The organism is Actinomadura sp. NAK00032, assembly GCF_013364275.1.
Lineage (GTDB): Bacteria > Actinomycetota > Actinomycetes > Streptosporangiales > Streptosporangiaceae > Spirillospora.
This window is the reverse complement of the sequence record NZ_CP054932.1, coordinates 2,161,323-2,184,190: the sequence shown is the minus strand read 5'-3', so window position 1 is coordinate 2,184,190 and position 22,868 is coordinate 2,161,323. Positions and strand designations below refer to the sequence as shown.

The 22,868-nt window shown below is 73.8% G+C and carries 24 protein-coding genes; 15 read left to right on the top strand and 9 right to left on the bottom strand.

Annotated features, from left to right (window positions below; all coding sequences use genetic code 11):
• The first annotated feature begins 130 nt into the window (after positions 1-130).
• Together HUT06_RS10235 and HUT06_RS10230 are read left to right on the top strand one after the other, a co-directional pair.
• The gene (locus tag HUT06_RS10235) at positions 131-2,293 is read left to right on the top strand and encodes an MMPL family transporter (protein ID WP_176195503.1); all 2,163 of its coding nucleotides are present in this window, start codon (positions 131-133) and stop codon (positions 2,291-2,293) included.
• Between the two features lie 95 nt (positions 2,294-2,388).
• Positions 2,389-2,691 carry a hypothetical protein gene (locus tag HUT06_RS10230; protein WP_176195502.1) on the top strand — a complete coding sequence of 101 codons (303 nt, stop codon included), beginning with the start codon at positions 2,389-2,391 and terminating at the stop codon, positions 2,689-2,691.
• A 9-nt stretch (positions 2,692-2,700) separates the two neighbouring features.
• Here the strand turns inward: HUT06_RS10230 and HUT06_RS10225 are convergent, their stop codons facing one another.
• Positions 2,701-3,600 (bottom strand): Ku protein, encoded by a 900-nt coding sequence (locus tag HUT06_RS10225; protein ID WP_176195501.1) that lies wholly within the window; start codon positions 3,598-3,600, stop codon positions 2,701-2,703.
• A gap of 121 nt (positions 3,601-3,721) precedes the next feature.
• On the opposite strand from HUT06_RS10225, the gene ligD (HUT06_RS10220) reads away from it, so the two are divergent.
• From ligD (HUT06_RS10220) to HUT06_RS10190, 7 genes are all read left to right on the top strand, one after another.
• Positions 3,722-4,696 carry a non-homologous end-joining DNA ligase gene (ligD, locus tag HUT06_RS10220; protein WP_176195500.1) on the top strand — a complete coding sequence of 325 codons (975 nt, stop codon included), beginning with the start codon at positions 3,722-3,724 and terminating at the stop codon, positions 4,694-4,696.
• A 57-nt stretch (positions 4,697-4,753) separates the two neighbouring features.
• Positions 4,754-5,662, top strand: a complete 909-nt coding sequence (gene ligD / locus HUT06_RS10215) for a non-homologous end-joining DNA ligase (protein ID WP_176195499.1) — start codon at positions 4,754-4,756, stop codon at positions 5,660-5,662.
• Between the two features lie 108 nt (positions 5,663-5,770).
• Positions 5,771-7,198: an NAD(P)/FAD-dependent oxidoreductase gene (locus HUT06_RS10210; protein WP_254715090.1), complete on the top strand. Its 1,428-nt coding sequence runs from the start codon at positions 5,771-5,773 to the stop codon at positions 7,196-7,198.
• Entirely contained in the window at positions 7,158-7,349 is a 192-nt protein-coding gene (locus tag HUT06_RS10205; RefSeq protein ID WP_176195498.1) for a hypothetical protein, read from the top strand. Before HUT06_RS10210 ends, HUT06_RS10205 begins: the two co-directional genes overlap by 41 nt.
• A 214-nt stretch (positions 7,350-7,563) precedes the next feature.
• Positions 7,564-8,193, top strand: coding sequence for a TetR/AcrR family transcriptional regulator (locus HUT06_RS10200; protein WP_089326332.1), 630 nt, complete (start codon positions 7,564-7,566; stop codon positions 8,191-8,193).
• Between the two features lie 151 nt (positions 8,194-8,344).
• The gene (locus tag HUT06_RS10195; protein WP_176195497.1) at positions 8,345-8,578 is read left to right on the top strand and encodes a DUF3107 domain-containing protein; all 234 of its coding nucleotides are present in this window, start codon (positions 8,345-8,347) and stop codon (positions 8,576-8,578) included.
• Between the two features lie 115 nt (positions 8,579-8,693).
• Entirely contained in the window at positions 8,694-8,993 is a 300-nt protein-coding gene (locus tag HUT06_RS10190) for a GlsB/YeaQ/YmgE family stress response membrane protein (RefSeq protein WP_254715089.1), read from the top strand.
• 149 nt (positions 8,994-9,142) lie between these two features.
• Here HUT06_RS10190 and HUT06_RS43785 read toward each other — a convergent pair whose 3' ends face one another.
• Entirely contained in the window at positions 9,143-10,966 is a 1,824-nt protein-coding gene (locus HUT06_RS43785; RefSeq protein ID WP_217711269.1) for a serine/threonine-protein kinase, read from the bottom strand.
• Positions 10,967-11,453: 487 nt separating this feature from the next.
• Here HUT06_RS43785 and HUT06_RS10180 point away from each other — a divergent pair, with 487 nt between their 5' ends.
• Positions 11,454-12,929 (top strand): DEAD/DEAH box helicase, encoded by a 1,476-nt coding sequence (locus HUT06_RS10180; RefSeq protein WP_176195496.1) that lies wholly within the window; start codon positions 11,454-11,456, stop codon positions 12,927-12,929.
• A gap of 95 nt (positions 12,930-13,024) precedes the next feature.
• Here the strand turns inward: HUT06_RS10180 and HUT06_RS10175 are convergent, their stop codons facing one another.
• Positions 13,025-13,735 carry a glycerophosphodiester phosphodiesterase gene (locus tag HUT06_RS10175; protein ID WP_176195495.1) on the bottom strand — a complete coding sequence of 237 codons (711 nt, stop codon included), beginning with the start codon at positions 13,733-13,735 and terminating at the stop codon, positions 13,025-13,027.
• A 69-nt stretch (positions 13,736-13,804) separates the two neighbouring features.
• Between HUT06_RS10175 and HUT06_RS10170 the strand changes: the two genes are divergently transcribed.
• The gene (locus HUT06_RS10170; protein ID WP_176195494.1) at positions 13,805-14,680 is read left to right on the top strand and encodes an alpha/beta fold hydrolase; all 876 of its coding nucleotides are present in this window, start codon (positions 13,805-13,807) and stop codon (positions 14,678-14,680) included.
• A gap of 14 nt (positions 14,681-14,694) precedes the next feature.
• On the opposite strand, the gene HUT06_RS10165 is transcribed toward HUT06_RS10170, so the two are convergent.
• Positions 14,695-15,609: an SDR family oxidoreductase gene (locus tag HUT06_RS10165; protein WP_176195493.1), complete on the bottom strand. Its 915-nt coding sequence runs from the start codon at positions 15,607-15,609 to the stop codon at positions 14,695-14,697.
• 87 nt (positions 15,610-15,696) lie between these two features.
• Between HUT06_RS10165 and HUT06_RS10160 the strand changes: the two genes are divergently transcribed.
• Entirely contained in the window at positions 15,697-16,263 is a 567-nt protein-coding gene (locus tag HUT06_RS10160; protein ID WP_176195492.1) for a TetR/AcrR family transcriptional regulator, read from the top strand.
• A gap of 95 nt (positions 16,264-16,358) precedes the next feature.
• Positions 16,359-17,183 (top strand): helix-turn-helix transcriptional regulator, encoded by an 825-nt coding sequence (locus HUT06_RS10155; RefSeq protein WP_176195491.1) that lies wholly within the window; start codon positions 16,359-16,361, stop codon positions 17,181-17,183.
• A gap of 238 nt (positions 17,184-17,421) precedes the next feature.
• On the opposite strand, the gene HUT06_RS10150 is transcribed toward HUT06_RS10155, so the two are convergent.
• On the bottom strand, positions 17,422-18,981 hold the full coding sequence (locus tag HUT06_RS10150) for an FAD-binding oxidoreductase (RefSeq protein WP_176195490.1): 1,560 nt from the start codon (positions 18,979-18,981) through the stop codon (positions 17,422-17,424).
• A gap of 10 nt (positions 18,982-18,991) precedes the next feature.
• Positions 18,992-19,114 carry an SDR family oxidoreductase gene (locus tag HUT06_RS45575; RefSeq protein WP_254715088.1) on the bottom strand — a complete coding sequence of 41 codons (123 nt, stop codon included), beginning with the start codon at positions 19,112-19,114 and terminating at the stop codon, positions 18,992-18,994.
• Positions 19,115-19,226: 112 nt separating this feature from the next.
• Between HUT06_RS45575 and HUT06_RS10140 the strand changes: the two genes are divergently transcribed.
• Entirely contained in the window at positions 19,227-19,418 is a 192-nt protein-coding gene (locus tag HUT06_RS10140) for a DUF1059 domain-containing protein (RefSeq protein WP_176195488.1), read from the top strand.
• Between the two features lie 82 nt (positions 19,419-19,500).
• Positions 19,501-20,406 (top strand): oxygenase MpaB family protein, encoded by a 906-nt coding sequence (locus HUT06_RS10135; protein WP_176195487.1) that lies wholly within the window; start codon positions 19,501-19,503, stop codon positions 20,404-20,406.
• On the opposite strand, the gene HUT06_RS10130 is transcribed toward HUT06_RS10135, so the two are convergent.
• The 3 genes from HUT06_RS10130 to HUT06_RS10120 are packed head-to-tail and all read right to left on the bottom strand — an operon-like array spanning position 20,403 to position 22,864.
• Positions 20,403-21,269 (bottom strand): PD-(D/E)XK nuclease family protein, encoded by an 867-nt coding sequence (locus HUT06_RS10130; RefSeq protein ID WP_176195486.1) that lies wholly within the window; start codon positions 21,267-21,269, stop codon positions 20,403-20,405. The two genes, HUT06_RS10135 and HUT06_RS10130, sit on opposite strands and share 4 nt — an antisense overlap.
• A gap of 10 nt (positions 21,270-21,279) precedes the next feature.
• The gene (locus tag HUT06_RS10125; protein ID WP_176195485.1) at positions 21,280-21,987 is read right to left on the bottom strand and encodes an MBL fold metallo-hydrolase; all 708 of its coding nucleotides are present in this window, start codon (positions 21,985-21,987) and stop codon (positions 21,280-21,282) included.
• A 10-nt stretch (positions 21,988-21,997) separates the two neighbouring features.
• Positions 21,998-22,864, bottom strand: a complete 867-nt coding sequence (locus HUT06_RS10120; protein ID WP_176195484.1) for a PHP domain-containing protein — start codon at positions 22,862-22,864, stop codon at positions 21,998-22,000.
• Positions 22,865-22,868 lie beyond the last annotated feature (4 nt).

Genomic DNA, 22,868 nt, shown 5'->3' with positions numbered 1-22,868 from the left:
CCCGGGGCCCGCTTCAGTGGCCGGTGGTGCGCGACCACCGGCCACTGAATCGTGCCAAAGCAGTACAAAACGGTGTTTACCCTGCTTGGCGTAGCACCGGGATGCCGTGGGGGCGGGTGGGGGGCGACGGATGTTCGAGCGATGGGGCCGGTGGGTGCACCGGCGCCGCCGGTGGGTGCTCGCGGCGGCCGGTGCGGCACTGGTCTTCGCCGGCGTGTGGGGGACGGGCGTCTTCGGCGCGCTGTCCTCGGCCGGCGGGTTCGAGACGCCCGGCAGCGAGAGCACCAAGGCGACCCGGATCGCCGAGCAGGCCCTCGGGCGGGACGCGGCCGACGTGGTCGTCCTCTACCAGGGGAAGATCACGGTCGATGATCCGTCCTACCGGGCGGCGGTCGAGCGGTCCCTGGGCGCGCTGCCCGGCGACAAGGTCGCTTCGGTCGGCACGTACTGGACGACCAAGGCGCCGCAGTTCGTCAGCGGCGACCGCACGTCCACCTACGCCGTGCTCGAGATGGCCGGGGCCGACGAGGGGGCGCGGGCGGACTCCTTCGAGGCGATCAAGGACCGGCTGACCGAGGTCGGCGGCGGGCTCACCGCGAAGGCCGGCGGGCCGGTCGCGACCTCGGCCGCCATCGACGAGCGCGTCACCGCCGACATCACCCGCGCCGAGGCCATCGCCATGCCGGCGCTGCTCGTGCTGCTGGTGCTGATCTTCGGCGGGCTGGTCGCGGCGAGCCTCCCGCTGCTGGTCGGCGGGTTCGCGATCCTCGGCTCGTTCACCGCGCTGCACGCGCTGGCGTACGCGACCGACGTGTCGATCTTCGCGGTGAACATCACCACGTTCCTCGGGCTCGGCCTCGCGATCGACTACGGCCTGTTCGTGGTGAGCCGCTTCCGGGAGGAGCTGCGGCGGGACGGGGCCTCGGTCGAGGACGCCCTGGCCGCGACGATGAACACCGCCGGGCGCACCGTCGCGGTGTCCGGCGTCACGGTCGCGATCTCGCTGTCCGGCCTGCTGCTGTTCGACCAGAACTTCCTCGTCTCGATGGGCTACGGCGGCATCGCGACCGTGTTCGTGTGCATGATCGGCGCGCTCACCGTGCTGCCCGCGCTGCTCGCCGTCCTCGGCCCGAAGGTCGACGCGCTGCCGCTGCGGCGCCGGCGCAGGGCGTCCCGGGGCTGGTGGGGGCGGCTCGCGCACAGCGTGATGCGGCGGCCGGTCGTCTACGTCGTGGCCACGGTGGCGCTGCTGCTCGCACTCGGCGCGCCGTTCCTGCGCATCAACTGGGGCGGTGTCGACGCCGCCGCGCTGCCGGCCGGCACCGACGCCAGGGCCGTCGCCGAGGCGCTGGACGCGCGGTTCCCGCGCAACGCCACCACCCCGGTCAACGCGATCGTCACGGGGACGACCGACCGGGCCGCGGTCGACGCGTTCGGCGACCGCCTGGCCGCGCTGCCCGGCGCCGCCGGCGCCGCCGTCACCGGCGCCGAGGGCACGACGACGCGGATCGCGGTCCGCTACGACGCCGACCCCTACTCCGACACGGCGCGCGACCTCGTGCAGAAGGTGCGGGACGCCCCCGCGCCGCCGGGTGCGCAGGTCTACGTGGGCGGCGCCACCGCCGACGTCGTGGACGAGGTCGGCGGGCTCGGCGGCACGCTGCCGTGGCTGGCGCTGCTCGTCGGCGGCGCGACGTTCCTGCTGCTGTTCCTGGCGTTCGGGTCGGTGGTGCTGCCGCTGAAGGCGATCGTGATGAACATGCTGTCGCTGTCGGCCACCTTCGGCGCCGTCGTGCTGATCTTCCAGGACGGGTTCCTGTCCGGTCTGCTCGGCTTCACGCCGATGAGCGCGATCGCCCCCGCGATGCCGATCCTGATGCTGGTGATGCTGTTCGGGATCTCGATGGACTACGAGGTGTTCCTGCTGTCGCGGGTCCGCGAGGAGTACGACCTGACCGGCTCCAACACCGCCGCCGTCGCCGCCGGGATGCAGCGCACCGGCGGGATCATCACCAGCGCGGCGCTGCTGTTCATCGTGGTGATCGGCGCGTTCGCCACGTCCGGCATCACGATGATCAAGATGGTGGGGGTCGGGATGGCGGTCGCGATCCTGATGGACGCGACGATCGTGCGGGCGCTGCTCGTCCCGGCGATGATGCGGCTGATGGGCCGCGCCAACTGGTGGGCGCCCGGCCCCCTGTCCCGTCTCTACGGCAGGTACGGAATCCGTGAAGCGCCGGTCACCAATCTGCGGAAACCGCTTGTGGTCCCCCTCGAACCGGCGCGAGACTGAACGGCATTCCACCGGCACCGGCCCGCGTGAGGCGTACCGCGACGCGTCCGGCGGATCTTCGACCACAGCACACGGATGTCCCTTGGGGAGGCCCCATGTCCACGCGGGTGATCATCGACGCCGAGGCGGAGCTCGCGCAGCTGGAGCGGCTCACCGACGCCCTGCGGGCCGCGGGCTGGGCGGTCGAGGTCGCCGCGCCCGCCGGCCGCCGGCCGTCCGCGCTCGTCGCCGACCCGCACATGCGCCGGATCAACGAGAGCGTCATCGCGGCCCCCGACGGGCCCGGCGGCTCCTGGGCCTTCTTCTACGGCTGGGGCGAGCGGATCGCGCCGTGCACGGACCCGTCCGGCGCCGCGGCGCTGCTCGGCCGCGTCCTCACCGCCCGCCGCGACAACTGACCGGCGGGGTCAGGCCGACTTGCGGCTCCGGCTCTTGGCGGGCTCCTTCTTCGCGCCCGACTTGGCCGCCGGCTTGCGCGCGGCGGGCTCCTTTGCGGCCGCGCCCTTGCCGGACGCGGCCTTGCCGTCCTTCTCGCCGCGGCTCTTCTTGGCGGCCTCGACGCTCGCGCGCAGGGCGCTGAGCAGGTCCGCGGCGGGCTCCTCCTCGGCCTCCTCCGGCCGGGTGACCTCCCGGCCCTCGACCTTGGCGTCGATGACGGCCTGGAGCGCCTCCCGGTAGGCGTCCTTGTACTCCGACGGGTCGAACTCGCCCTCCATCGACTCGATCAGCGACGTGGCCATCGACAGCTCCTGCTTGCGGATCTCGATGTCCTCGTCCAGGAACGGGAAGTCGGGGGCGCGGACCTCGTCCGGCCAGAGCATCGTCTCCAGCACGAACACGCCGTTGCGGACGCGCAGCGTGGCGAGCGACTCGCGCTGGCGCAGCGCGACCTTCACGACCGCGACCTGCCCGGAGTTCTCCAGCGCGTCGCGCAGCAGCACGTAGGGCTTGGCGCCCTGCGCGTCCGGCTCCAGGTAGTAGGACTTCGCGAAGTAGATCGGGTCGACCTCGTCCTGCTCCACGAACTGCAGGACGTCGATCCGGCGGCTGGACGACAGCGGCAGGTCGGCGAAGTCCTCGTCGGTGAGGATGACCATCTCGCCGGACGGCAGCTCGTAGCCCTTGGCGATGTCGGAGTACGGCACCTCCTCGCCGTCGACCGTGCAGACCCGCTTGTACTTGATGCGCCCGCCGTCCTCCCGGTGCACCTGGTGGAAGCTGACGTCCCTCTGCTCGGTCGCCGAATAGAGCTTCACCGGTATCGTCACCAGCCCGAACGAGATCGCGCCCTTCCAGATGCTCCGCATGATCCGTCCTTACCCAGCACGTTCCGGCTCCTAGCGTCGCAACCTCCCGCGATTTGCGCCAGAACGAGCCGTTGATCCTTTTCCGCGCGTTCTGCGGGGCGGGACCGGGTAGGACGCCGGTATGACCATGCCGTGGCCCGTTGAGCCCATGATGGCCGCCACCGGGGAGCTGCCCCCCGACGGCGAGCGCTGGGGCCTGGAGCTGAAGTGGGACGGGGTCCGCGTCCTGGCGCACGTCTCGGCGGACGGCGTCCGGGCCGGCGGGCGGCGCGGCGGCGACGTCACGGGCCGGTACCCGGAGCTGTCCGCCCTGGCCGACCTGCTGCCCGACCACGACGTCGTGCTGGACGGCGAGGTCGTCGCCTTCGACGCGGGGCGGCCGAGCTTCGAGCGCCTCCAGCGGCGGATGCACGTCGAGCACCCCGACGCGCGGCTGATCCGCCTCGTCCCCGTCCGGTACGTGGTCTTCGACGTCCTGTACCTGGACGGGCACCTCCTCTACGACCTGCCGTACACCGACCGCAGGTCGCTGCTGGCCGACCTTGACCTGGCCGGAACCGGCCCCGTGGAGGTCCCTCCGTACCTGCACGGCGCCGACGCCACGCAGGTGCGGGAGTTACTCGCCTTCACCCGCGAGCAGCGCCTGGAGGGCGTCCTGGCCAAGCGGCTCGACTCCCCGTACCGGCCGGGGCGGCGCGTCGACTTCTGGCGCAAGGTGAAGAACTTCATGACGCGCGAGGTCATCGTCTGCGGCTGGAAGCCCGGCAAGGGCCGGCGCGAAGGCGGGGTGGGGTCGCTGCTGCTCGGCGAGTACGACGTGAAGGGCATGCTGGGGTTCGTCGGTCACGTCGGCACGGGCTTCACCGACCGCGCCCTGGACGAGCTGTACGAGACGCTGTGGCCGCTGCGCCGCCCGACGAGCCCCTACGACGAGGCCGTCCCGCGCGAGTTCGCCAAAGACGCCCAATGGGTTGAGCCGCTACTCGTCGGGGAGGTCGCCTACAGCGCCCGCACCCGGGACGGACGCCTCCGCTTCCCGTCCTGGAGGGGCCTGCGTGACGACAAGGACCCCCTGGAGGTCACGAGTGAGCAGTAGACCGGCGCGCCCCGAACCCGCCGGAGACGGCCGTGCAAGAGGCGCCGGAGGTGGCGCGTGAGCGGCAAGAAGACCACCGTGGACGTGGACGGGCGGCAGCTCTCGCTGTCCAACCTCGACAAGAACCTCTATCCGGAGTTCACCAAGGGCGAGGTCATCGACTACTACGCGCGCATCGCCCCGGTGATGCTGCCGCACCTGAAGGACCGCGCCGCCACCCGGATCCGCTGGCCGGACGGTGTCGACGGCGGCAAGTTCTTCGAGAAGAACGCGCCGTCCCACACGCCGGACTGGATCCGCACCGCGACCGTGCCGAGCCCCGGCAGCACGCGGGGCCGCGAGACGCTCGACTACATCGTGGTGGACGACCTGCCCACGCTCGTGTGGTGCGCGAACCTCGCGGCGCTGGAACTGCACGTCCCGCAGTGGAAGGTGGGGCCCCGCGGCAAGGTGCACGCGCCCGACCTCCTCGTCTTCGACCTCGACCCCGGCCCGCCCGCGACGATCGTCGAGGCGTGCAAGGTGGCGCTTCTGCTCGAAGAGCTGCTCGGTGAGGACGGCCTGCAGGCGTACCCGAAGACCAGCGGCAAGAAGGGCCTGCACGTGTACGTCCCCATCAAGGAGCCCAAGGAGGCCGAGCGGACGTCCCAGTACGCCAAGGGCATCGCCGAACGGCTCGCCACGGAGCACCCGGACCTGGTCGTCGCGAAGATGGAGAAGCGCCTGCGCAAGGACAAGGTCTTCGTCGACTGGAGCCAGAACAATCCCGCGAAGACGACCGTCGCGCCGTACTCGCTGCGCGCGGCGAGCCGCCCGTCCGTCTCGACGCCCGTCACGTGGGACGAGCTCCAAGAGTGCGAGGACGCCGCCGACCTCGTCTTCTCCCCCAACGAGGCGCTGGAGCGCGTGGACGGGCACGGCGACCTCCTGGCGCCGCTCCTGGAGGACCACCGCCCGCTCCCCTGACCTTCCCGCCGCGATTCGGGTGCCCTATGTGTTCGAACCGGCACGCTCCGGGATCGGATTCCGCCACCATGGACGCGGGGACACCGAGCGGGGCGGAAGGAAGAGCAGTTGTCGCAGAACCACCAGTTGTCGCAGCACCACTACGACGCCGTGGTCCTCGGCGGCGGGACGGCGGGGGAACTGGTCGCGGCCGGGCTCGCCCGCGCCGGGCGGGACGTCGCGCTCGTCGAGAGCCGCCTGGTCGGCGGGGAGTCGCCGTACTTCGCGTGCGTGCCGTCCAAGTCGCTGCTGCTGTCGGCGCGGCGCGGCGAGACCTGGGAGATGGCGCTGGCGCGCCGCGACGAGCTGGCCGGGCGGCGGGGCGAGCCCACCAGGCGCCGCGGCGACGATCCGGCCGTCGCGCGGATGGCCGAGGCCGGCGTCACCGTGCTGCGCGGCCGGGGCCGCGTCCTCGAACCGGGGCGCGTCGAGGTGGACGGGGCCGTGCACGGCTACGGCGACCTCGTCGTCTGCACCGGCAGCGAACCGGTGATCCCGCCCGTCGAGGGCCTCGCCGACATCCCGCTGTGGACGAGCGCGGAGGCGCTGTCGGTGCCCGACCTCCCGCGCCGGCTGGTGATCCTCGGCGGCGGCCCGGTCGGCTGCGAGCTGGCCCAGGTGTACGCGGCGTTCGGGTCGCAGGTCGCGGTCGTGGAGGCGTCCGGGCGGCTGCTGACCGCCGAGGCGCCGTTCGCCGGCGAGGTCGTCGCGGACGCGCTGCGCCGCATGGGCGTCGACCTGCGGCTCGGCGCCGCCGCCGGCAGCGTCGAGCGCAAGGACGTCGGCGTGCGGCTGTGGCTGTCGGACGGCGGGACGCTCGACGCCGACCGCGTCCTCGTCGCCGCCGGGCGCCGGCCCCGCGTGGAGGGCCTCGGGCTGGAGAGCCTCGGCGTCGCCCTCTCGCCGGGCGAGGGCGTCCCCGTGGACGAGACGTGCCAGGTGCCGTCCAGCACGGGGGGTGTGTGGGCGGCCGGTGACGTCACCGGCATCGCGCGTACGACGCACGCGGCCCGCTACCAGGCGCAGATCGTGCTGTCGAACCTCCTCGGGCAGCGCCGCGAGGCCGACTACCGCGCGATCCCGCGCGTCGTCCACACCTCCCCCTCCGTCTACTCGGTCGGGATCCCGCCCACGCGGGCGGCGGAACTCCGCATAGACCTCCTCACCGCCGGGTACGACCTCGCCGCGACGGCGCGGGCGGCGGTGGAGGCCGACGAGCGCGGCCGCGTCGAACTGTACGCCGACCGCACCCGCGGGCTGCTCGTCGGCGCCGCCGCGGCCGGCCGCCACGCCGAGGAGTGGATGAGCGAGATCGCCCTGGCCATCCGCGCGGAGACGCCGCTGAGCCTGCTCGCCGACGTCGTCCACGCGTTCCCGACCTACGGCGAGGCCGTCGAGGCGCCGCTGCGGGAGCTGGCGGCGCGGTGGCGCGACGGGACTTCGGAGGAGGACCGAGATGAGCGAGACCGACGACCTGGACCGGCCGGCGCCCGATGAGGCCGACGAGGCGGACGCCGCCGAGCAGCGCGCCGCGCTCGACGAGGCGGCCGACGGCCCCGGCGCCGCCCCGCTGCCGGACGAGGCGAACGAGGCCGACGCCGCCGAGCAGCGGCGCGAGGTGCCGGTGGACGAGGACGACTACCGGTGACCGGCACTGGCCCCCGGCACAGGTAGCAAGGTTTTCGAAAAAGATCGGTGCGGGGTGGTGCCCGCCCCGGCGGGAATACACTGACCTGCGCGAAGGAACGCCGCCGCGGCGAGAATGTGCCCGACGGAGTTACCCGCGCGTAGGATGATGTGATTGTTCACACGCGGCGGACGCCCCCCCACCCGCCGCGACGATTCGGTGATCGGAGAGTGTGGTGACCGCGACCCCGGACGCCCGCCCCCGCGGTACGCGGCTGCCGCGGCTGGCGCGCCGCAGGCAGCTGCTCGGCGCGGCCCAGGAGGTGTTCGTCGCGCAGGGGTACCACGCTGCGGCGATGGACGAGATCGCCGAGCGCGCAGGCGTCAGCAAGCCCGTGCTGTACCAGCACTTCCCGGGCAAGCTGGAGCTGTACCTGGCCCTGCTGGACGAGCACGCCGAGAACCTGGTGAGGATCGTCCGGGAGGCGCTGGAGTCCACCACGGACAACAAGCTGCGCGTCCAGGCGAGCATGCAGGCCTTCTACGACTTCGTGGCCGGCGACGGCGAGGCCTACCGGCTCGTCTTCGAGTCCGACCTGCGCAACGTGGCGCCCGTGCGGGCCCGCGTCGACCGCGCCAACCAGCAGTGCGCGGAGATGATCGCCCAGGTCATCGCCGAGGACACCAACGCCCCCGCCGAGGAGGCGCACCTGCTCGGCATGGGCCTGGTCGGCATGGCGGAGGTCAGCGCCCGGTTCTGGCTCTCCCAGCACCGCGCGATCCCGAAGGACACCGCCGAGAAGATCATCGCCCGGCTGGCCTGGCGCGGCATCTCCGGCTTCCCGCGCACGACCGACCAGGGCTGACCCCGGGCCGGGGCCGGGCCGGGGCGTCCTCCCGGGGCGTTCACCCTCGGCACAACCGACCGACCGCGCGCCGGGTGATCTCCGTGCGACCATCGGGAGTACGGGCCCGCCGGCGGTCGGCGGGACGCAGACGGACGACGGGAGCAGCGCGTTGCAGGTTCGCATCGGGGTGCAGAACGTTCCCAAGGAACTCGTGGTGGACACGGCGCAGTCGGCCGACGAGGTGACGGAGGCGCTCTCCGACGCGCTCGGCGAGCCGAACGGCGTGCTGGTCCTCAAGGACCGGCGGGCCGGCCGGATCGTGATCCCGGCCGCCCGTGTCGGCTACCTGGAGATCTCCGAGGACGAGCAACGCAGCGTGGGCTTCGGCACGCAGTACGCCTGACGGCCCCGCCGCCCGGCGACCGGCCGGGCGGTTGACCTGCGCTTTGTTTTAACGTGACATCACGGGCATACCGATCACCGTTCACGGGCCGTCCCGGCCCACGGAGAAGGAATGGATGATCGACATGCTCACGACGATCCTCTGGTTCATCGTCGTCGGTGCCGTCATCGGAGCCCTCGCCCGGCTGCTCGTTCCGGGCCGCAACCCGATCGGCGTATTGCTGACCCTGCTCATCGGGGTCGCCGGCGCCGTCCTCGGCGGTGTCGTCGCGGACGCGCTCGGCGCGGGCACCCTCATCGCCTTCGTGTTCGCGGTCGTGATCGCCGCGCTCGGCGTGGCGGCGCTGACCGGCATGAACACGCGCGGGCACGGCGGCCGCAAGCGCAACTGGCGCACCCGCCGCGGCACGTTCTGACCGCCCGCATGCGCTGACCGCCCGCATGCGCTGACGGCGCGGCATGCGCTGACAGCGCGGCGCGCGATGTGACGCGCGCCCGGCACTCCATGGAAGGCCCCCGCCGACGAAGCGGGGGCCTTCGCGGCTCCGGGCGCCGTGGACGAGCCTCAGGGCGAGGGAACGGCCGCGCCCGCCGCCCGGATGACGTCCGGCCTGATGTACCGCCCGAGACGCCGATACGGGACGTGGAACGGCCTCCATTGCCGCCCGCAGGCCATGGAGTACCCCATCCGCGACACCGGCGGATAGAAGACGATCCCCTGGCGCGTCGGCAGCATGTGCAGGACGCCCTCGTTCACCAGGGCGGGCGTCAGATCCCGCGACGCGGGCGGGGTGTCGACGTACCTGCGGCTCTCCTCGTCCCAGAACGGACCCTCGTCGCACAGCGCGCCGTGCCCGGGACCGTACTCGGCCAGCAGCCGCGTAAGGGCGCTCATGCGCGGCCCTGTCAGCGCGTCGGAGCGGAAGAAGTCGCCGCCCGCCAGCGCCCGGCCTGTGGTGAGGTCGACGGTGACCACCCGCACGGCGGGCGTGTTGCGCGTCATGACCGTCCCGCTGAAGGTGTAGCGGACGGAGAAGAGCTTCGGCCCCTTGAGGCCCACGTCGTACTCGACCTTGCCCGTGTACGGGTTCGCCGGGTCGTCCCTCGGCCGGAAGGCGGCCAGGTCCGGTCCGGCGCTCCGCGCCCAGCGCTCGGCCGGCGCCCGGACGAGCGCGTTGACCCGGGCCGCCAGCCCGCCGGGAAGCCCGGACAGCTGCGGCACCCGCGCCGTGACCCGCGTCGAGGGGCCGCTGCTCGTCCGGGTGAACGACACGGGCCGCACCTGGAGGACCCGGGGCCCGTCCGCCCGCGACGCCTCGTCGCCGGTGCTCGCCGCGTACACCCCCGCGCCGCCCGCCGCGACGGCGGTCGCCGCGATCACCGCCCCGGCCGCCTTCGCGGCGACCGCGGCGGAGACACCGCCGCCCGCGGTCACGCCGACCGCGGTGCCCGTGCCGGCGGCGGCGGTTCCGGCGGCGGCGCCTCCGGCGGGCGCCAGACCGGCCGCCACCAGCGGGAAGACGGCGGCGACCGCGACCGCCGCGCCCGCCATCGCCCGCACGCCGCGTCCCTCCCAGTCGGACCCGTAGACCGAGGACGCGACGGCGTCCAGCTCGGCGACGAAGTCGGCGGCGCCCGCCGGGCGGTCATCGGCGGACTTGGCCATTCCCCGCGCGATCAGGTCGCGCAGCGCCGCCGGCACCTGCTCGACCGGGACGGACGCGCGCAGGTGGGCGCCCGCGAGCGCCGCCAGGTCGCCGCCGTAGGGCCGCCGACCGGTGACGCACTCGTAGAACACGCAGGTGGCGGCGTAGACGTCGGTGGCCGGGGACGCGGGCCGCTTCTCCCACTGCTCCGGGGCCATGTAGGCGGGCGTGCCGGACCCGCCGCCGTCCCCGGCGAGCACGGCGACGCCGAAGTCGATCAGCTTGCTCAGCCCGTCCGCCCGGACGACGACGTTCGCGGGCTTGTAGTCGCGGTGCACCACCCCGGCCGCGTGCGCGGCGGCGAGCCCCCGCAGCGACCCCTTCAGCACGGTGAGCGCCGCCTCCGGCTCCAGCGCGCCGTGCTCGGCCAGGATCCGCTTGAGCGAGACCCCGTTCACCGCCTCCATGACGAGCGCGACGCCGCGCTCGGCGCTGACGAACCGGTACAGCCGGACGACGTGCGGGTCGTCCACCCGGCCCAGCATGACCGCCTCGGCGCGCAGCGACTCGACGGCGCGCTCGTCCCCGTCCCGCCGGTCCAGGTACTTGATCGCGACCGGGGCGCCGGTGCCGGCGTGCCGCGCCAGCACCACCCGGCCCTGCGCGCCCGCCCCCAGCTCGCGGACCTCGGTGAAGCCGCCGACGCGCCACGGCGGCGTGTCGGCGGGCGGCGGACCGGTCATGGGTCAACTCTGCGTGATCACCGGGCCGGCGGCGGAGCCGCCGGGCGCGGACTGTCCGGATGTGGCCGCCCTGACGGCCCGCGGGCGGGCCGCGCGCGGTGCCTCCGCCCCCGCCGGATAATGCCTGGCGGACGGGGCATGGAATACACGCGACCGCGCGAACGTTGGGACGGGTGATCGGCTATTGGTGTATGCAACCGCCGGTCGGTACACTGCGTCGCGGAGTGTGACCGCACGCAGCCACAGCGAGTGACTGCTTTCAACCCCTGACTGCGGTCGCCGAGAATTTGAGCAACGGCTGGTCCCTCCCGCGCGAGCGCGCGGCCACAGGAACGACGGACGCGTCCGCGAGGACGGAGTCGCGCCGGCTGGCCGCGCCGCACCCGGGAGCGGAGACCCCGCATATTGGAGGCTGAAAGCCCTGACTACCTTTCGTGAACTCGGGGTCGTCCCCGAGATAGCAGATGCCCTGGAAGCAGAGGGCATCGTGGAAGCGTTCCCCATCCAGGAACTCGCCCTCCCGATCGCCTTGGGCGGGCACGACATCATCGGCCAGGCCCGTACGGGCACCGGCAAGACCCTCGCGTTCGGCGCCGCGCTGCTGCAGCGCATCGAGCACGGCGGCAAGGAGCCGCGCGCGCTCGTCCTCGCCCCGACCCGCGAGCTGGCCCTCCAGGTCACCGACGACCTCCTGGTCGCCGGCGGCAAGCTCGGCACCCGCGTCCTGTCGGTGTACGGCGGGCGCGCGTACGAGCCCCAGATCAACGCGCTCCGCGAGGGCGTCGACGTCGTCGTCGGCACCCCCGGCCGCCTCCTCGACCTGGTCAAGCAGAAGCACCTCGACCTGTCCAAGGTCGGCGTGCTGGTGCTGGACGAGGCCGACCGCATGCTCGACCTCGGGTTCCTGCCCGACATCGAGCGGATCATCAAGCGGATCCCGGCGCAGCGCCAGACGATGATGTTCTCGGCGACCATGCCGGGCGAGATCGTCGCGCTGTCGCGGCAGTACCTGACCCGGCCCACCAACGTGCGGGCCGAGTCGCACACCGAGTCGGACGCGACGCCGCAGGTCGTCCAGCACGTCTTCCAGGCCCACCAGATGGACAAGCCGGAGATGCTGGCGCGGCTGCTGCAGGCCGAGGGCCGCGGGCTGACGATGATCTTCTGCCAGACCAAGCGGGCCTGCGACCGGGTGGCCGCCGACCTCGCGCAGCGCGGCTTCGACGCCGCCGCCGTGCACGGCGACCTCGGGCAGAGCCAGCGCGAGCGGGCGCTGCGCGCGTTCCGCAACGGCAAGATCGGCGTGCTGGTGGCCACCGACGTGGCGGCCCGCGGGCTCGACGTCGACGACGTGACCCACGTCGTCAACTACGAGTGCCCCGACAGCGCCGACACCTACGTGCACCGCATCGGCCGCACCGGCCGCGCGGGCAAGGAGGGCGTCGCGGTCACGCTGATCGACTGGTCCGACCTCACCCGGTGGAAGCTGGTCAACGGGCAGCTCGGCCTGCCGTTCGCCGAGCCGCAGGAGACCTACTCGACGTCCCCGCACTTCTTCGAGTCGCTCGGCATCCCGGCCGGCACGAAGGGGACGCTGCCGAAGGAGCAGCGGCACGGGCGCGCCGGGCTGGACGCCGAGGAGCTGGAGGACATCGGCGAGACCGGCAAGGTCCGCAGCCACACCCGCGGCGACCGGGACCGCGACCGGGGACGGGAGCAGGAGCGGGAGCGGCCGCGCCGCCGCAAGCGCAACCGGACCCGCACCCGCGCCGGCAAGCCCGTCGAGGCGACCGCGACCGCGACGGCCACCGCGGCGGAGGCCGAGACCGCCGCGGACGGCTCCGCCGCCGACGGCACCGTCGTCGACGCGGTCGCGACCGAGCGCAAGCGCGGCCGCACCCGCCGCCGCACCCGCGCCGGCCAGCCGGCGGCCTCGCAGGCCGAGGCGTCGCAGACGGCCTGATCACCTGGGACGACCGCGAGACCCCCGCCCGGTCTCGCGGTTGTGCTGTGTCTGAGCCGTGTCTCTGCGGTGCCCGGAGCCCGGGCGCCGCGGCGTCAGGCGCGGGCGCGCCCGTCCGGGCCGCCCCCGCCGTCGCGGAGCTTCAGCGCGGTGCCGGGATGGTCGGTGATCAGCACGGCGACGCGCGGGTCGCCGAGGAAGCGCCGCATCACAGGTTCGGCGTTGACCGTCCAGATCATGGCGGGGATCCCGGCGCGGCCGCACTGCCGCAGCACGCCGACGCGCGCCAGCCGGTGGTTGAGCGCGACCATGTCGGCGCCCGCCCGGCGGATGAGGCGCAGCGGCGCGAAGTCGTGCGCGGCGCCGCGCTCCCACAGGTTGCGCCCCACCGACAGGGCCGTCCGGACGCCCGGGAAGCTCTTCTTGATCTCCAGCAGCGAGGTGATCTCGCGGGTGGTGACGACGAACCCGTCCCGCCCGAACGCCTCCACCGCGAGCGCGACGGTCTCGTGCTCGCAGCCGCGCTCCTTGAGGTCGAGATGCCCCTTGGCGCTGCCCGCGATGATCTCCATGGCCTCGCTGACCAGCGGCACGGGCCGGGACGCGAGGTCCTGGACGCGGGCGTAGCTCAGCCGGTTCAGCCGCAGCCCGCCGACCTCGGGATCGTGGTGGACGACCAGGCGCCCGTCGCCCGTCCGCCTGATATCGATCTCCACGTACTCGGCACCGGACGCGGCCGCCGCGGCGAGGCCCGCCGGCCCCGCCTCGTCACGGCGGTGCGCGGAGATGGCCGGCTTGGAAGGCACGCTGGTGACGGTACCACCGAAACTTTTTCACCGATGTCCGTCGAGACCCATTGACTAGGCTGGTGCTCCGTGAGTACGCCCCGGTTCCTGAACCTGCCCCCCGGCGTGAGCCGGACGACCGTCGAGACCCCCCGCGGCGCGTTCGCCGTGCTGGAGGCCCTCCCCGGCTCGGGCGTGCCCGAACGCTGGCCCGCGCTGCTCGTCCCCGGGCTGACCGGCAGCAAGGAGGACTTCCTCGCCGTCCTGCAGACCCTGGCCGCGTCCGGCCGCCGCGTCGTCGCCCTCGACATGCGCGGCCAGTACGAGTCGATCGGGCCGGACGACGACGCCGCCTACACCCGCGCCGCGCTCGGTGCCGACATCGCGTCCCTGCTGGACGTCCTCGGCCCCGACCCCGTCCACCTCGTGGGGCACTCGTTCGGCGGCCTCGTCTGCCGGGAGACCGTGCTGTCCGGGGCGCTGCCGGCGTCGCTGACGCTGATGAGCTCGGGCCCGGCCGCCGCGACGGGCCAGGCCGCCGCCAAGGCGCGCGCCCTCCGCGACGCCCTCCCCGAACTCGGCCTCGCGCAGATCTGGGAGCTGGCCCTCGAACCCGACTACCTGGGACGCGGCGTCCAGTCCGAGATCGTGGCGTTCCTCAGGGCCCGCACCGTCGGCAACTCCGAGCGGGGCCTCGCCCGCATGGCCGACGAGCTGCTCACCGCCCCCGACCGCGTCGAGGAGCTGACCAAGCACTGCGCCGACTCCGGGCTGCGCACCCTCGTCCTCTACGGGGAGGACGACGACGTCTGGGAGCCGCCCGTCCAGGCCGCCATGGCGGAGAACCTGAACGCCGCCAAGGTCGTCATCCCCGGCGCCGCCCACTCCCCCGCCTGGGAGGCGCCGGAGACCACGGCCGCCGCCCTCCGCACGTTCTGGACCGAGACGGAGCACACCCTGAAGTAGGGGGGCGCCGCCCGTCAGGCGAAGTAGTGGCCCTTGTCCAGGTCGTCGAGAAGCCCCGCCTGAACCGGCCGCCATCCGATCAGCTCACGGGTCAGCGCGCTCGACGCCGGGCTGTCGGCCCCGACCATCGCGGCGAGCCAGCCGAAGTGCCCGGGGGCGTCCTGCGGGGCGATGGAGGCCACCGGCAGGCCGAGCCGGCGTCCGATCACCTCGGCGATGGCGCGCAGCGGCACGCCCTCGTCGGCGGAGGCGTGCAGCGCGGACCCCGCCGGGGCCTTCTCCAGCGCCAGCCGGAACAGGTGCGCGGCGTCCAGGACGTGCCCGGCGGGCCAGCGGTTGGCCCCGTCGCCGACGTACCCGGAGACGCCCGTGTCGCGGGCGATGGCCACCAGACCCGCGACGAAGCCCTTGTCCCCTTCGCCGTGCACGGTCGGAGGGAGCCGCACGACGGACGAGCGGACGCCGCGCGAGGCGAGGTCGAGCACGAGCTTCGCGGTGGCCTGCCGGACCGACGGCCCCTCCCCCCAGTCCCCGGCGTCGCCCTCGTCCCGCTCGGTCGCCAGGCGTCCCGGCGCGAGGCCGAGCAGCCCGGACGCGAGCACGAACGGCCGGTCGGTACCGGCGAGCGCGTCGGCGAACGTCTCGACCGCCCGGCGGTCCGCGTCGGCCGCGTCCAGGAAGCGGCCCTCCCCGAAGGCGACGTCGTGCTTGAACGCGAGGTGGATCACCCCGTCCGACCCGGCGGCCGCGTCCCGCAGGACGTCGAGATCGTCCAGGGTGCCGCGCCGGACCTCGGCTCCGGCCCGGTCGAGGGCGGCGGCCGAGGCGTCCGAGCGGGCGAGCCCGACGACCCGGTGGCCGGCGCCGATGAGCTCGGGGACGACGGCGGACCCGATCCAGCCGGACGCCCCGGTGACGAGAACGCGCATGAGAAACCTCCAGAACGACCGATGTCAGTCACTGCCATCACTGTACCACCGCGATGTCAGTGACTGTCATCGACTAGGATCCCCCGCATGGGGCGATGGGAGCCGAACGCGCGCGGCCGGCTCGAGAAGGCGGCACTGGACCTCTACGCCGAACGCGGCTTCGAGAAGACGACCGTCGCGGAGATCGCCGCCCGCGCGGGCGTCACCGAGCGGACCTACTTCCGGCATTTCGCCGACAAGCGCGAGGTCCTGTTCGGCGGCACGGCGGAACTCCAGGGCATGCTCACGGCCGCCGTGGCCGGCGCCCCCGCCGCCGCGGCCCCGCTGGAGGCGACGGCCGCCGCCCTGGAGGCGATCGGCGGCGTCTTCCTGGGCCACCGCGACCGCGCCCGCCGCCGCCAGGAGATCATCCAGGCGAACCCGGAACTGCGCGAACGCGAGCTGATCAAGATGGCCGCCTTCGCCACCGCCCTCGCCGAGACCCTGCGCGGGCGCGGCGTCCCGGACCCGGCCGCCGCCCTCACCGCCGAGACCGGCATCGCCGTCTTCAAGGTCGCCTTCGAACGCTGGCTCGACGCCCCCGCCGAGAAGGAACTCCCCGACTTCATCCGGGAATCGCTCAACGAACTGAGAACCGTGACCGCAGCCCCCTAGCCGCACACGGCCGCCCCTTGGCCGCGTACGCCCGAGGTAACGGTGAGCGATCGGAAAGCCGCGCATCGGAGTCGCGCTCGGCCTACCCTTGGGGCATGCCGGTGGATTACCGAGCCCCCAACATCAACGCGCGGAGCCTGGGGCAGCATCTGCGACAGATCCGGGAGATCCTCGAACTGTCCTACGAGGACGCGGCGGCCCACCTCGGTGTGAACGCCGACTGGCTCGCCCGCGTCGAGACGGGCTTCGGGACGATCACGCCCGAGCAGGTCGGCGAGATCCTGGACGCCTACGGCACGCCGCCGCACATCCGGGACGTGCTGGTCGACCTGGCGACCCGGCCCGCCGGCCCGCCGTGGCTGGCCCGCCACGTCGGGCGGCTCAAGGCCCTGGTCCGCGACATCTACACCGTCGAGTCGGAGTCCTCGCTGGTCCACGTCTTCGGCATCGGCCAGCTGCCGGAGCTGGTGCGCTGCGAGGCGTACGCGCGCCTGGTGTTCGAGCACCACATCCCCGAGGTCGACGTCGACGAGGAGTGGGATCTGCTCAGCAGCCGGCAGCGGCACCGCCCGGGCGGGGCGGCCCGCACGCTCGACGTCGTCCTCGACGGCCTGACCCTGCGCCACCACGGCGGCCCGCCCGAGGTCTTCGGCGCGCAGCTCGACCACCTGCTCGACCTCGGCGGCGCCTCGACCGTCCGCGTCATCCCGCCGGAGACGGGCGTCCACGCGGGACTGGACGGGCCTTTCGACGTCCTGGAGTTCTCCGGCATGCCCGACCGCGTCTCCCTCGTCCACACGGTCCTCGGCATCGACATCGCCGCAGGCGACCTCTGGGACACCTGGCAGAAGGTCGAGTCGGTGGCCCTCTCGCCCGCCGACTCCGCCGCGTTCCTCGCCGACCTCCGCGCCACCCTGTAGCGGCGGCCGGGCACAGCGTCCGCGTTGCCGTAGAATGCCCGGGTTCTCAGGAAAGCCTGCACGGACGGTTTCATACGGACCGGCACGCTTTTCGTCGTTTCCGGCCTGTTCGCGCGGGGCGACCGGCCGGCCGGATTCGCCGTGGTGCGGGCGCTCACGGAGCGGCGGCGCGTGCTCGCGGCCCGACCTGCCGCCCGACGTATGGATCGCGTTCGACGTGGACGCCTGAGCGCCGCTCTCAGGGCGGGTCGATCAGGACGCCCGGGTTCAGGATCCCGGACGGGTCCAGCGCGGCCTTGACGGCGCTGAGGGCCGCGGCGAAGGCGTCCGGGCGCTGGCGGTCGTACCAGGGCCGGTGGTCGCGGCCGACGGCGTGGTGGTGGGTGATCGTGGCGCCGTGGGCGGAAAGGGCGTCCGACACCGCCGCCTTGATCTCGTCCCACTGGGCCACGGTCGATCCCCAGCGGCCGGACGCGTACACGCCGAAGTAGGGCGCGGGGCCGTCCGGGTAGACGTGGGTGAAGCGGCACGTCACGACGCCCTCGGCGCCGGCCGCGTCCATCGCCTGCCGGGCCGCCGCCAGGACGGCCTCGCGCAGGGCGGGGAAGCCGCCCCAGGTGCACGCCGTCTCGAACGTCTCGACGATCATGCCGTGGGCCGCGAGGGCGTCGCGCTGGTAGGGCATCCGCAGGAACGCGGCACGCCAGGTGTCGGACGCGTCGCGCCGCGCGCGGGGCTGCGGACGGCCGCCGTGGTCGCGGCACAGTTCCAGGGCCCGCTCCAGGAGCGCGTCCACCGGACGGTCGGCCGACTCGAAGCCCAGGACGAGGACCCCGCCCGGCGAGTCGGTGCCGGCGTTCAGCAGCGCCTCCATGGGGTCGAGGAGGCGGCAGTTCGCCGGGTTCAGACCGGACTGCGCGAGGGCGCGTGTCGCGGCCACGGCGTCGTCGTAGGCGGTGAAGAGCACGGACGCCCCCGCACGCCACCGGGGGCGCTCCTGGAGGCGCATCCATGCCTCGGTGATGATACCGAGGGTTCCTTCCGAGCCCAGGAACAGGCGGTCCGGGGACGGGCCCGCGCCGGAGCCGGGGACGCGCAGCGACTCGCTCACCCCCGCCGGCGTCACCACCCGCAGGGATTCCACCATGTCGTCGATGTGGGTGAGGACGGTGGCGTAGTGGCCGCCCGAGCGGGTGGCCAGCCAGCCGCCGAGCGTGGAGAACTCGAACGACTGGGGGAAGTGCCGCAAGGTCAAACCCTGCGGCCGCAGGCGGTCTTCGAGGGCCGGCCCGTGGACGCCCGCCTGGACGCGGGCCGCCCTGGCGGCGGTGTCGATCTCGACGACGTCGGCGAGGCGCCCCAGGTCGAGGCTGACCGCCGGCCCGGCGCCGCGCGGCTCGACGCCTCCGACGACCGAACTGCCCCCGCCGTAGGGGATGACGGCGATCCCGGCACCGGCGCACCAGTCGAGGACGTCGACCACATCGCGTTCGGCGCCCGGCCTGACCACCAGATCGGGGACCTCGCCCAGGTCGCCCAGCAGGTTGCGGACCACGTCCCGGAACGCCTTGCCCCGGGCGTGGCCGAGCCGGTCGGCCGGGTCGTCCGAGCAGAGACCGGCCAGGGACGGGGGCGCGGCGATCCGCGGAGGCGGTACATCGAGGTCGCCGACGGCCGGGGGTTCGTGGTCGGTCAGGTCGGCGCCGGGCAGCAGCGCGGCCACTCGCGCGATCAGCGCCGCGCGTTCCGCGCCCGTGACCGCGCCCTCCACGTCCCCCCAGCCCCACCAAGATCGCATGCCCCCATCATCAGGTGAGGTTGAGGCCGCCGTCCACGGCGAGGGTCTGACCCGTCAGCCAGGTGCTGGACGGGTCGGCCAGGCGGACGATCCAGGCCGCCACCTCGGCGGGGTCGCCACGGCCGCTCTTCACTCTGACCTGGGCGTGTGCCAGGCTGGAAGTGTCCGTGCGTGGCGGTGCGGCGGGGTCACGGCCCGGCCGGCGCCCCGGGCTCTCCCCCGGCACCGGCCGACGGGGAGGAACCATGCGCAAGGTCGCCGACTGCCGGGACATGCCGAGCGAGTCCGGCTGCACGCTCACCATCAGCGGCGAGGAGGACGAGGTCGTCCGCGCCGCCGCCGAGCACGCGTCCTCGGTGCACGGGCACACCGACACGCCCGAGCTGCGGGACGAGGTCCGCCGCCACCTCAAGAACGAGGAGGTGAGCGTCCACTGACCCGGTCACGGCCGGGGGCGGTGTCGCGGGCGGCCGGAGGTAATGACACACTTACATGAGTTTGTCTCATGGAGGTGTGTGAATGCCCGCGACCGTCCAGCCACCCGAGAGCGTCACCTGGCGCGTCCACCTCGACCGGTCCATGTGGGTCGGCGGGGTGCGCAGCCTCATGCTCCAGGCGCTGCACCCCATGGCGATGTGGGGCGTCTGGCAGAACTCCACCTTCCGTGAGGACCCGTTCGGGCGGCTCCAGCGGACGTCCGACTTCGTCGGGCTCGGCACCTTCGGCAGCCCGGAGGAGGTCGATAAGGCCGCGTACCGGGTGCGCGAGATCCACCGGAGCCTGCGCATCCTCAACCACGACACCGGCAAGAAGGAGCGGCTGGACCAGCCGGAACTGCTGTTGTGGGTGCACTGCGCCGAGGTCTACTCCTACCTGGAGGTGGCGCGCCGCGCCGGGCTGCCGCTCACAGATGCCATGGCCGACCGGTACCTGGACGAGCAGCGCGCGTCGGCGACGCTCGTCGGGCTGCACGCCGAGGACGTCCCCGGCAGCGTCGCCGAGATGGAGGCGTTCTTCGCCGACATGCGGCCCCGGCTGCGGGTCACCGAGGAGGCGGCGGAGACCGTCCGGTTCCTGATGTGGCCGACGATGCCGGAGAACCTGAGGTTCCTCGCGCCGGGCAAGCCGGGCTACTTCCCGTTCGGCGCGCTCTGCTACTACTCGCTGCCGGACTGGGCACGCCAGATGTACGGGGCGCTGCCCGAGGTGCCGCGGCCCGCCGTGACGGCGGCGCTCAGGTCGTTCCGGCTCGCGATGAACGCGGTGCCCGAGAAGGTGCACGACTACGCGTTCGCCAAGGACACCCGCGACATGCTCGAACGGGCCCGGCAGCGGCTCGCGGCCGAGGGCTACGACGTCGGCAAGGGCCTGTTCGGGCTCCGCGACCCGCGCCGCTGGCCCGGCCGGGAACTCGCCTCGGCCTAGGCGGCGTCGACCGGGAGCGCCGCCCACGGCTCCTTGCGCGGGGCGGCCTCCCTGCCCTCGGGGCAGTGCCGGGCGAAGTCGCACCACGAGCACAGGTTGCCCGGACGCGGCGGGAACAGCTCGTCGTGGGGGGCGTGGTCGCCCGGACGCGGCTTCGGGACCCGGCCGCGGTACGCCTCGTCGGCCGCGGCGGCCTCGGCGGCGATCTGCTCCGCGCGGCGGATGTGCCGGGCCAGCGACTCGTCGGTGTGCTCCCACACCGCGACCTCGCCGGACGGCAGGTGGTGCAGCTCGACGCGGCGGCACGGGCGGCGCAGGACGCGCGACGCCGCCACCGCGTAGATCGCCAGGGCGAGGGAGCCGCGGGCGTCGTCGGCGGTGAGCACGTGCCGGCCCGTCTTGTAGTCGACGACGACCAGCTCGGGGCCGCGCGCGTCGAGGCGGTCGATGCGGCCGGAGACGGCGATCCGGTCGGTGCGGGTGGCGACCGTGCGCTCCACCCCGACCGGCTCGTCGGACGGGTCGAGGCCGGCGGCGTAGCGCTCGGTCATCTCGCGGGCCCGCTCGCGCCACTGCGCCGACTGCGCCTCGTCGCGGAAGCCGTCGGTCAGCCAGCCCCGGGCGAGCAGCGCCCCGGCGGCCTCGGGCGTGCGCTCACGGACGGGCAGCCGCCACCAGCCGGCCAGCGCGTTGTGCACGCTCGCGCCGACGCTGTTGTGCGCCCACGGCGGGCCCTTCGGCGGCATCGGACGGTCCAGGTAGGTCATCCGGTACCGGCGCGGGCAGTCCAGCCAGGTGTTCAACCGCGACGGCGTGCACGCGTACAGCCGCTGGGGCATCCCCTCGAAGCCCAGCTGCTCCATGCCCGGCCGCTCAGTCGTCGGACTCGTTGGCGAGCGAGCCCCAGGTCTCCCAGCGGGCGTCCTCGTCGCCGACGGTGGTCTCCTCGCCCTGCGCGGGCAGCACCTTCAGCTCCTTCGGCAGCGGGGTCAGCAGCGCGCCGATCGAGTTGAGCTGCTTGCGCAGGTCCTCGTAGGCGCCGCCGATCGAGCCGGGCCGGCCGCGGTGCAGGGTGTCGCCGGAGAACAGCACGCCGAGCTGCTCGCTGATCACGCAGACGCTGCCGGGCGTGTGGCCCGGGGTGTGCATGATCTCCAGCTGCGCCTCGCCGATCTCGAAGACGCCGCCGTCCTCCAGCCAGATGTCGGGTTCGAGGGAGCGGAGGGCCTTGGCGTCGTCCTCGTCCTCCTCCTCCTTGGCGAGGCGGCCGAAGTAATCGCGCCACAGCAGCCGGTCGGCGCGGTGCATCGCGATGGGGGCCCAGTCGTCCTCGTCCTCCTCTCCGGCGGCGGCGACCTCGAGCACCACCGCGAGGCGGTGCTCGTTGCCGTCGGTCAGGATGACGGCCATGACCTCGCGGTCGCCGACCTCCTTGAGGATGGCCTCGGCGTCGTACGCCGGGTCGATCACGATGACCTCGTCGTCGTCGCCGACGATGTAGGTGTTGTTCTCGACGTCGTACTCGGTGTCGTCCAGGGTGAGCTTCCCCGACGTCACCACCTGTTCGATGCGCGCGTCCACGCAACGCACCCTACCGCGCTTCGCCGCCCCGTTCCGGCACACGGAGATCACCGCCGGACGCGGCCGCGGCGAGCCGCTCGAACGCCTCCGGCGCGGTCGTCTCCGCGCCGAGCCGGTCGCCGGTCAGCGCGCCGTGGTCGTCGCTGGACCCGGTCGCGGCGAGGCCCAGCGCGGCGGCCAGGTCGCGCAGCCGGGCGCGGTCCCGCGGGCCGTGGTCGGGGTGGTCGGTCTCGACGCCGGCGAGCCCGGCGGCGGCCAGCCGCTCGATCACCGCGTCGTCGAACACGTAGCCGCGGCGGCGGGCGCGCGGGTGCGCCAGCACGCACACTCCCCCGGCCGCGCGGACGAGCCGGACCGCCTGCTCCGGGTCCAGCGCGTAGCGCTCGGCGTAGGCGCGGCCGCCCTGCGCGATCCACTCCGCCGTGAACGCCTCGTCGGCCGTCCTGATCACGCCGGCCTCGACCATGGCGCGCGCGATGTGCGGGCGGCCGACCGCCTCGCCGCGCGCGAGCGCCCGGACCATGCCCCAGGTGACGTCCACGCCGAGCTCGCGGAGCCGGTCGACCATGGTGCGCGCCCTGATCACCCGGTCGTCGCAGATCCGGGCCAGCTCGGCGGCGAGCGCCGGGTGCTCCGGGTCGAACAGGTAGCCGAGCAGGTGCAGGCTGCGGCCGCCCTCCTGGCAGGACAGCTCGATGCCGGGAACGACCGTCAGGCCCTCCGGCGCGGCGGCGGCCGCCGCGTCCCATCCGGCGACGGTGTCGTGGTCGGTCAGCGCGACGACGTCCAGTTCCCGGGCCCGCGCCCGCCGGACGACCTCGGCGGGCGGCCGGGTGCCGTCGGAGGCGTCGCTGTGGCAGTGCAGGTCGATCCGCATCAGC

Bases quoted from the DNA above. Each gene is read 5' to 3' on its own strand.
- HUT06_RS10235 (WP_176195503.1), top strand. From the start codon at position 131: ATGTTCGAGCGATGGGGCCGGTGGGTGCACCGGCGCCGCCGGTGGGTG.
- HUT06_RS10230 (WP_176195502.1), top strand. From the start codon at position 2,389: ATGTCCACGCGGGTGATCATCGACGCCGAGGCGGAGCTCGCGCAGCTG.
- HUT06_RS10225 (WP_176195501.1), bottom strand. From the start codon at position 3,600: ATGCGGAGCATCTGGAAGGGCGCGATCTCGTTCGGGCTGGTGACGATA.
- ligD (WP_176195500.1), top strand. From the start codon at position 3,722: ATGACCATGCCGTGGCCCGTTGAGCCCATGATGGCCGCCACCGGGGAG.
- HUT06_RS10205 (WP_176195498.1), top strand. From the start codon at position 7,158: ATGAGCGAGACCGACGACCTGGACCGGCCGGCGCCCGATGAGGCCGAC.
- HUT06_RS10190 (WP_254715089.1), top strand. From the start codon at position 8,694: ATGATCGACATGCTCACGACGATCCTCTGGTTCATCGTCGTCGGTGCC.
- HUT06_RS43785 (WP_217711269.1), bottom strand. From the start codon at position 10,966: ATGACCGGTCCGCCGCCCGCCGACACGCCGCCGTGGCGCGTCGGCGGC.
- HUT06_RS10165 (WP_176195493.1), bottom strand. From the start codon at position 15,609: ATGCGCGTTCTCGTCACCGGGGCGTCCGGCTGGATCGGGTCCGCCGTC.
- HUT06_RS10160 (WP_176195492.1), top strand. From the start codon at position 15,697: ATGGGGCGATGGGAGCCGAACGCGCGCGGCCGGCTCGAGAAGGCGGCA.
- HUT06_RS10155 (WP_176195491.1), top strand. From the start codon at position 16,359: ATGCCGGTGGATTACCGAGCCCCCAACATCAACGCGCGGAGCCTGGGG.
- HUT06_RS10150 (WP_176195490.1), bottom strand. From the start codon at position 18,981: ATGCGATCTTGGTGGGGCTGGGGGGACGTGGAGGGCGCGGTCACGGGC.
- HUT06_RS10140 (WP_176195488.1), top strand. From the start codon at position 19,227: ATGCGCAAGGTCGCCGACTGCCGGGACATGCCGAGCGAGTCCGGCTGC.
- HUT06_RS10135 (WP_176195487.1), top strand. From the start codon at position 19,501: ATGCCCGCGACCGTCCAGCCACCCGAGAGCGTCACCTGGCGCGTCCAC.
- HUT06_RS10130 (WP_176195486.1), bottom strand. From the start codon at position 21,269: ATGGAGCAGCTGGGCTTCGAGGGGATGCCCCAGCGGCTGTACGCGTGC.
- HUT06_RS10120 (WP_176195484.1), bottom strand. From the start codon at position 22,864: ATGCGGATCGACCTGCACTGCCACAGCGACGCCTCCGACGGCACCCGG.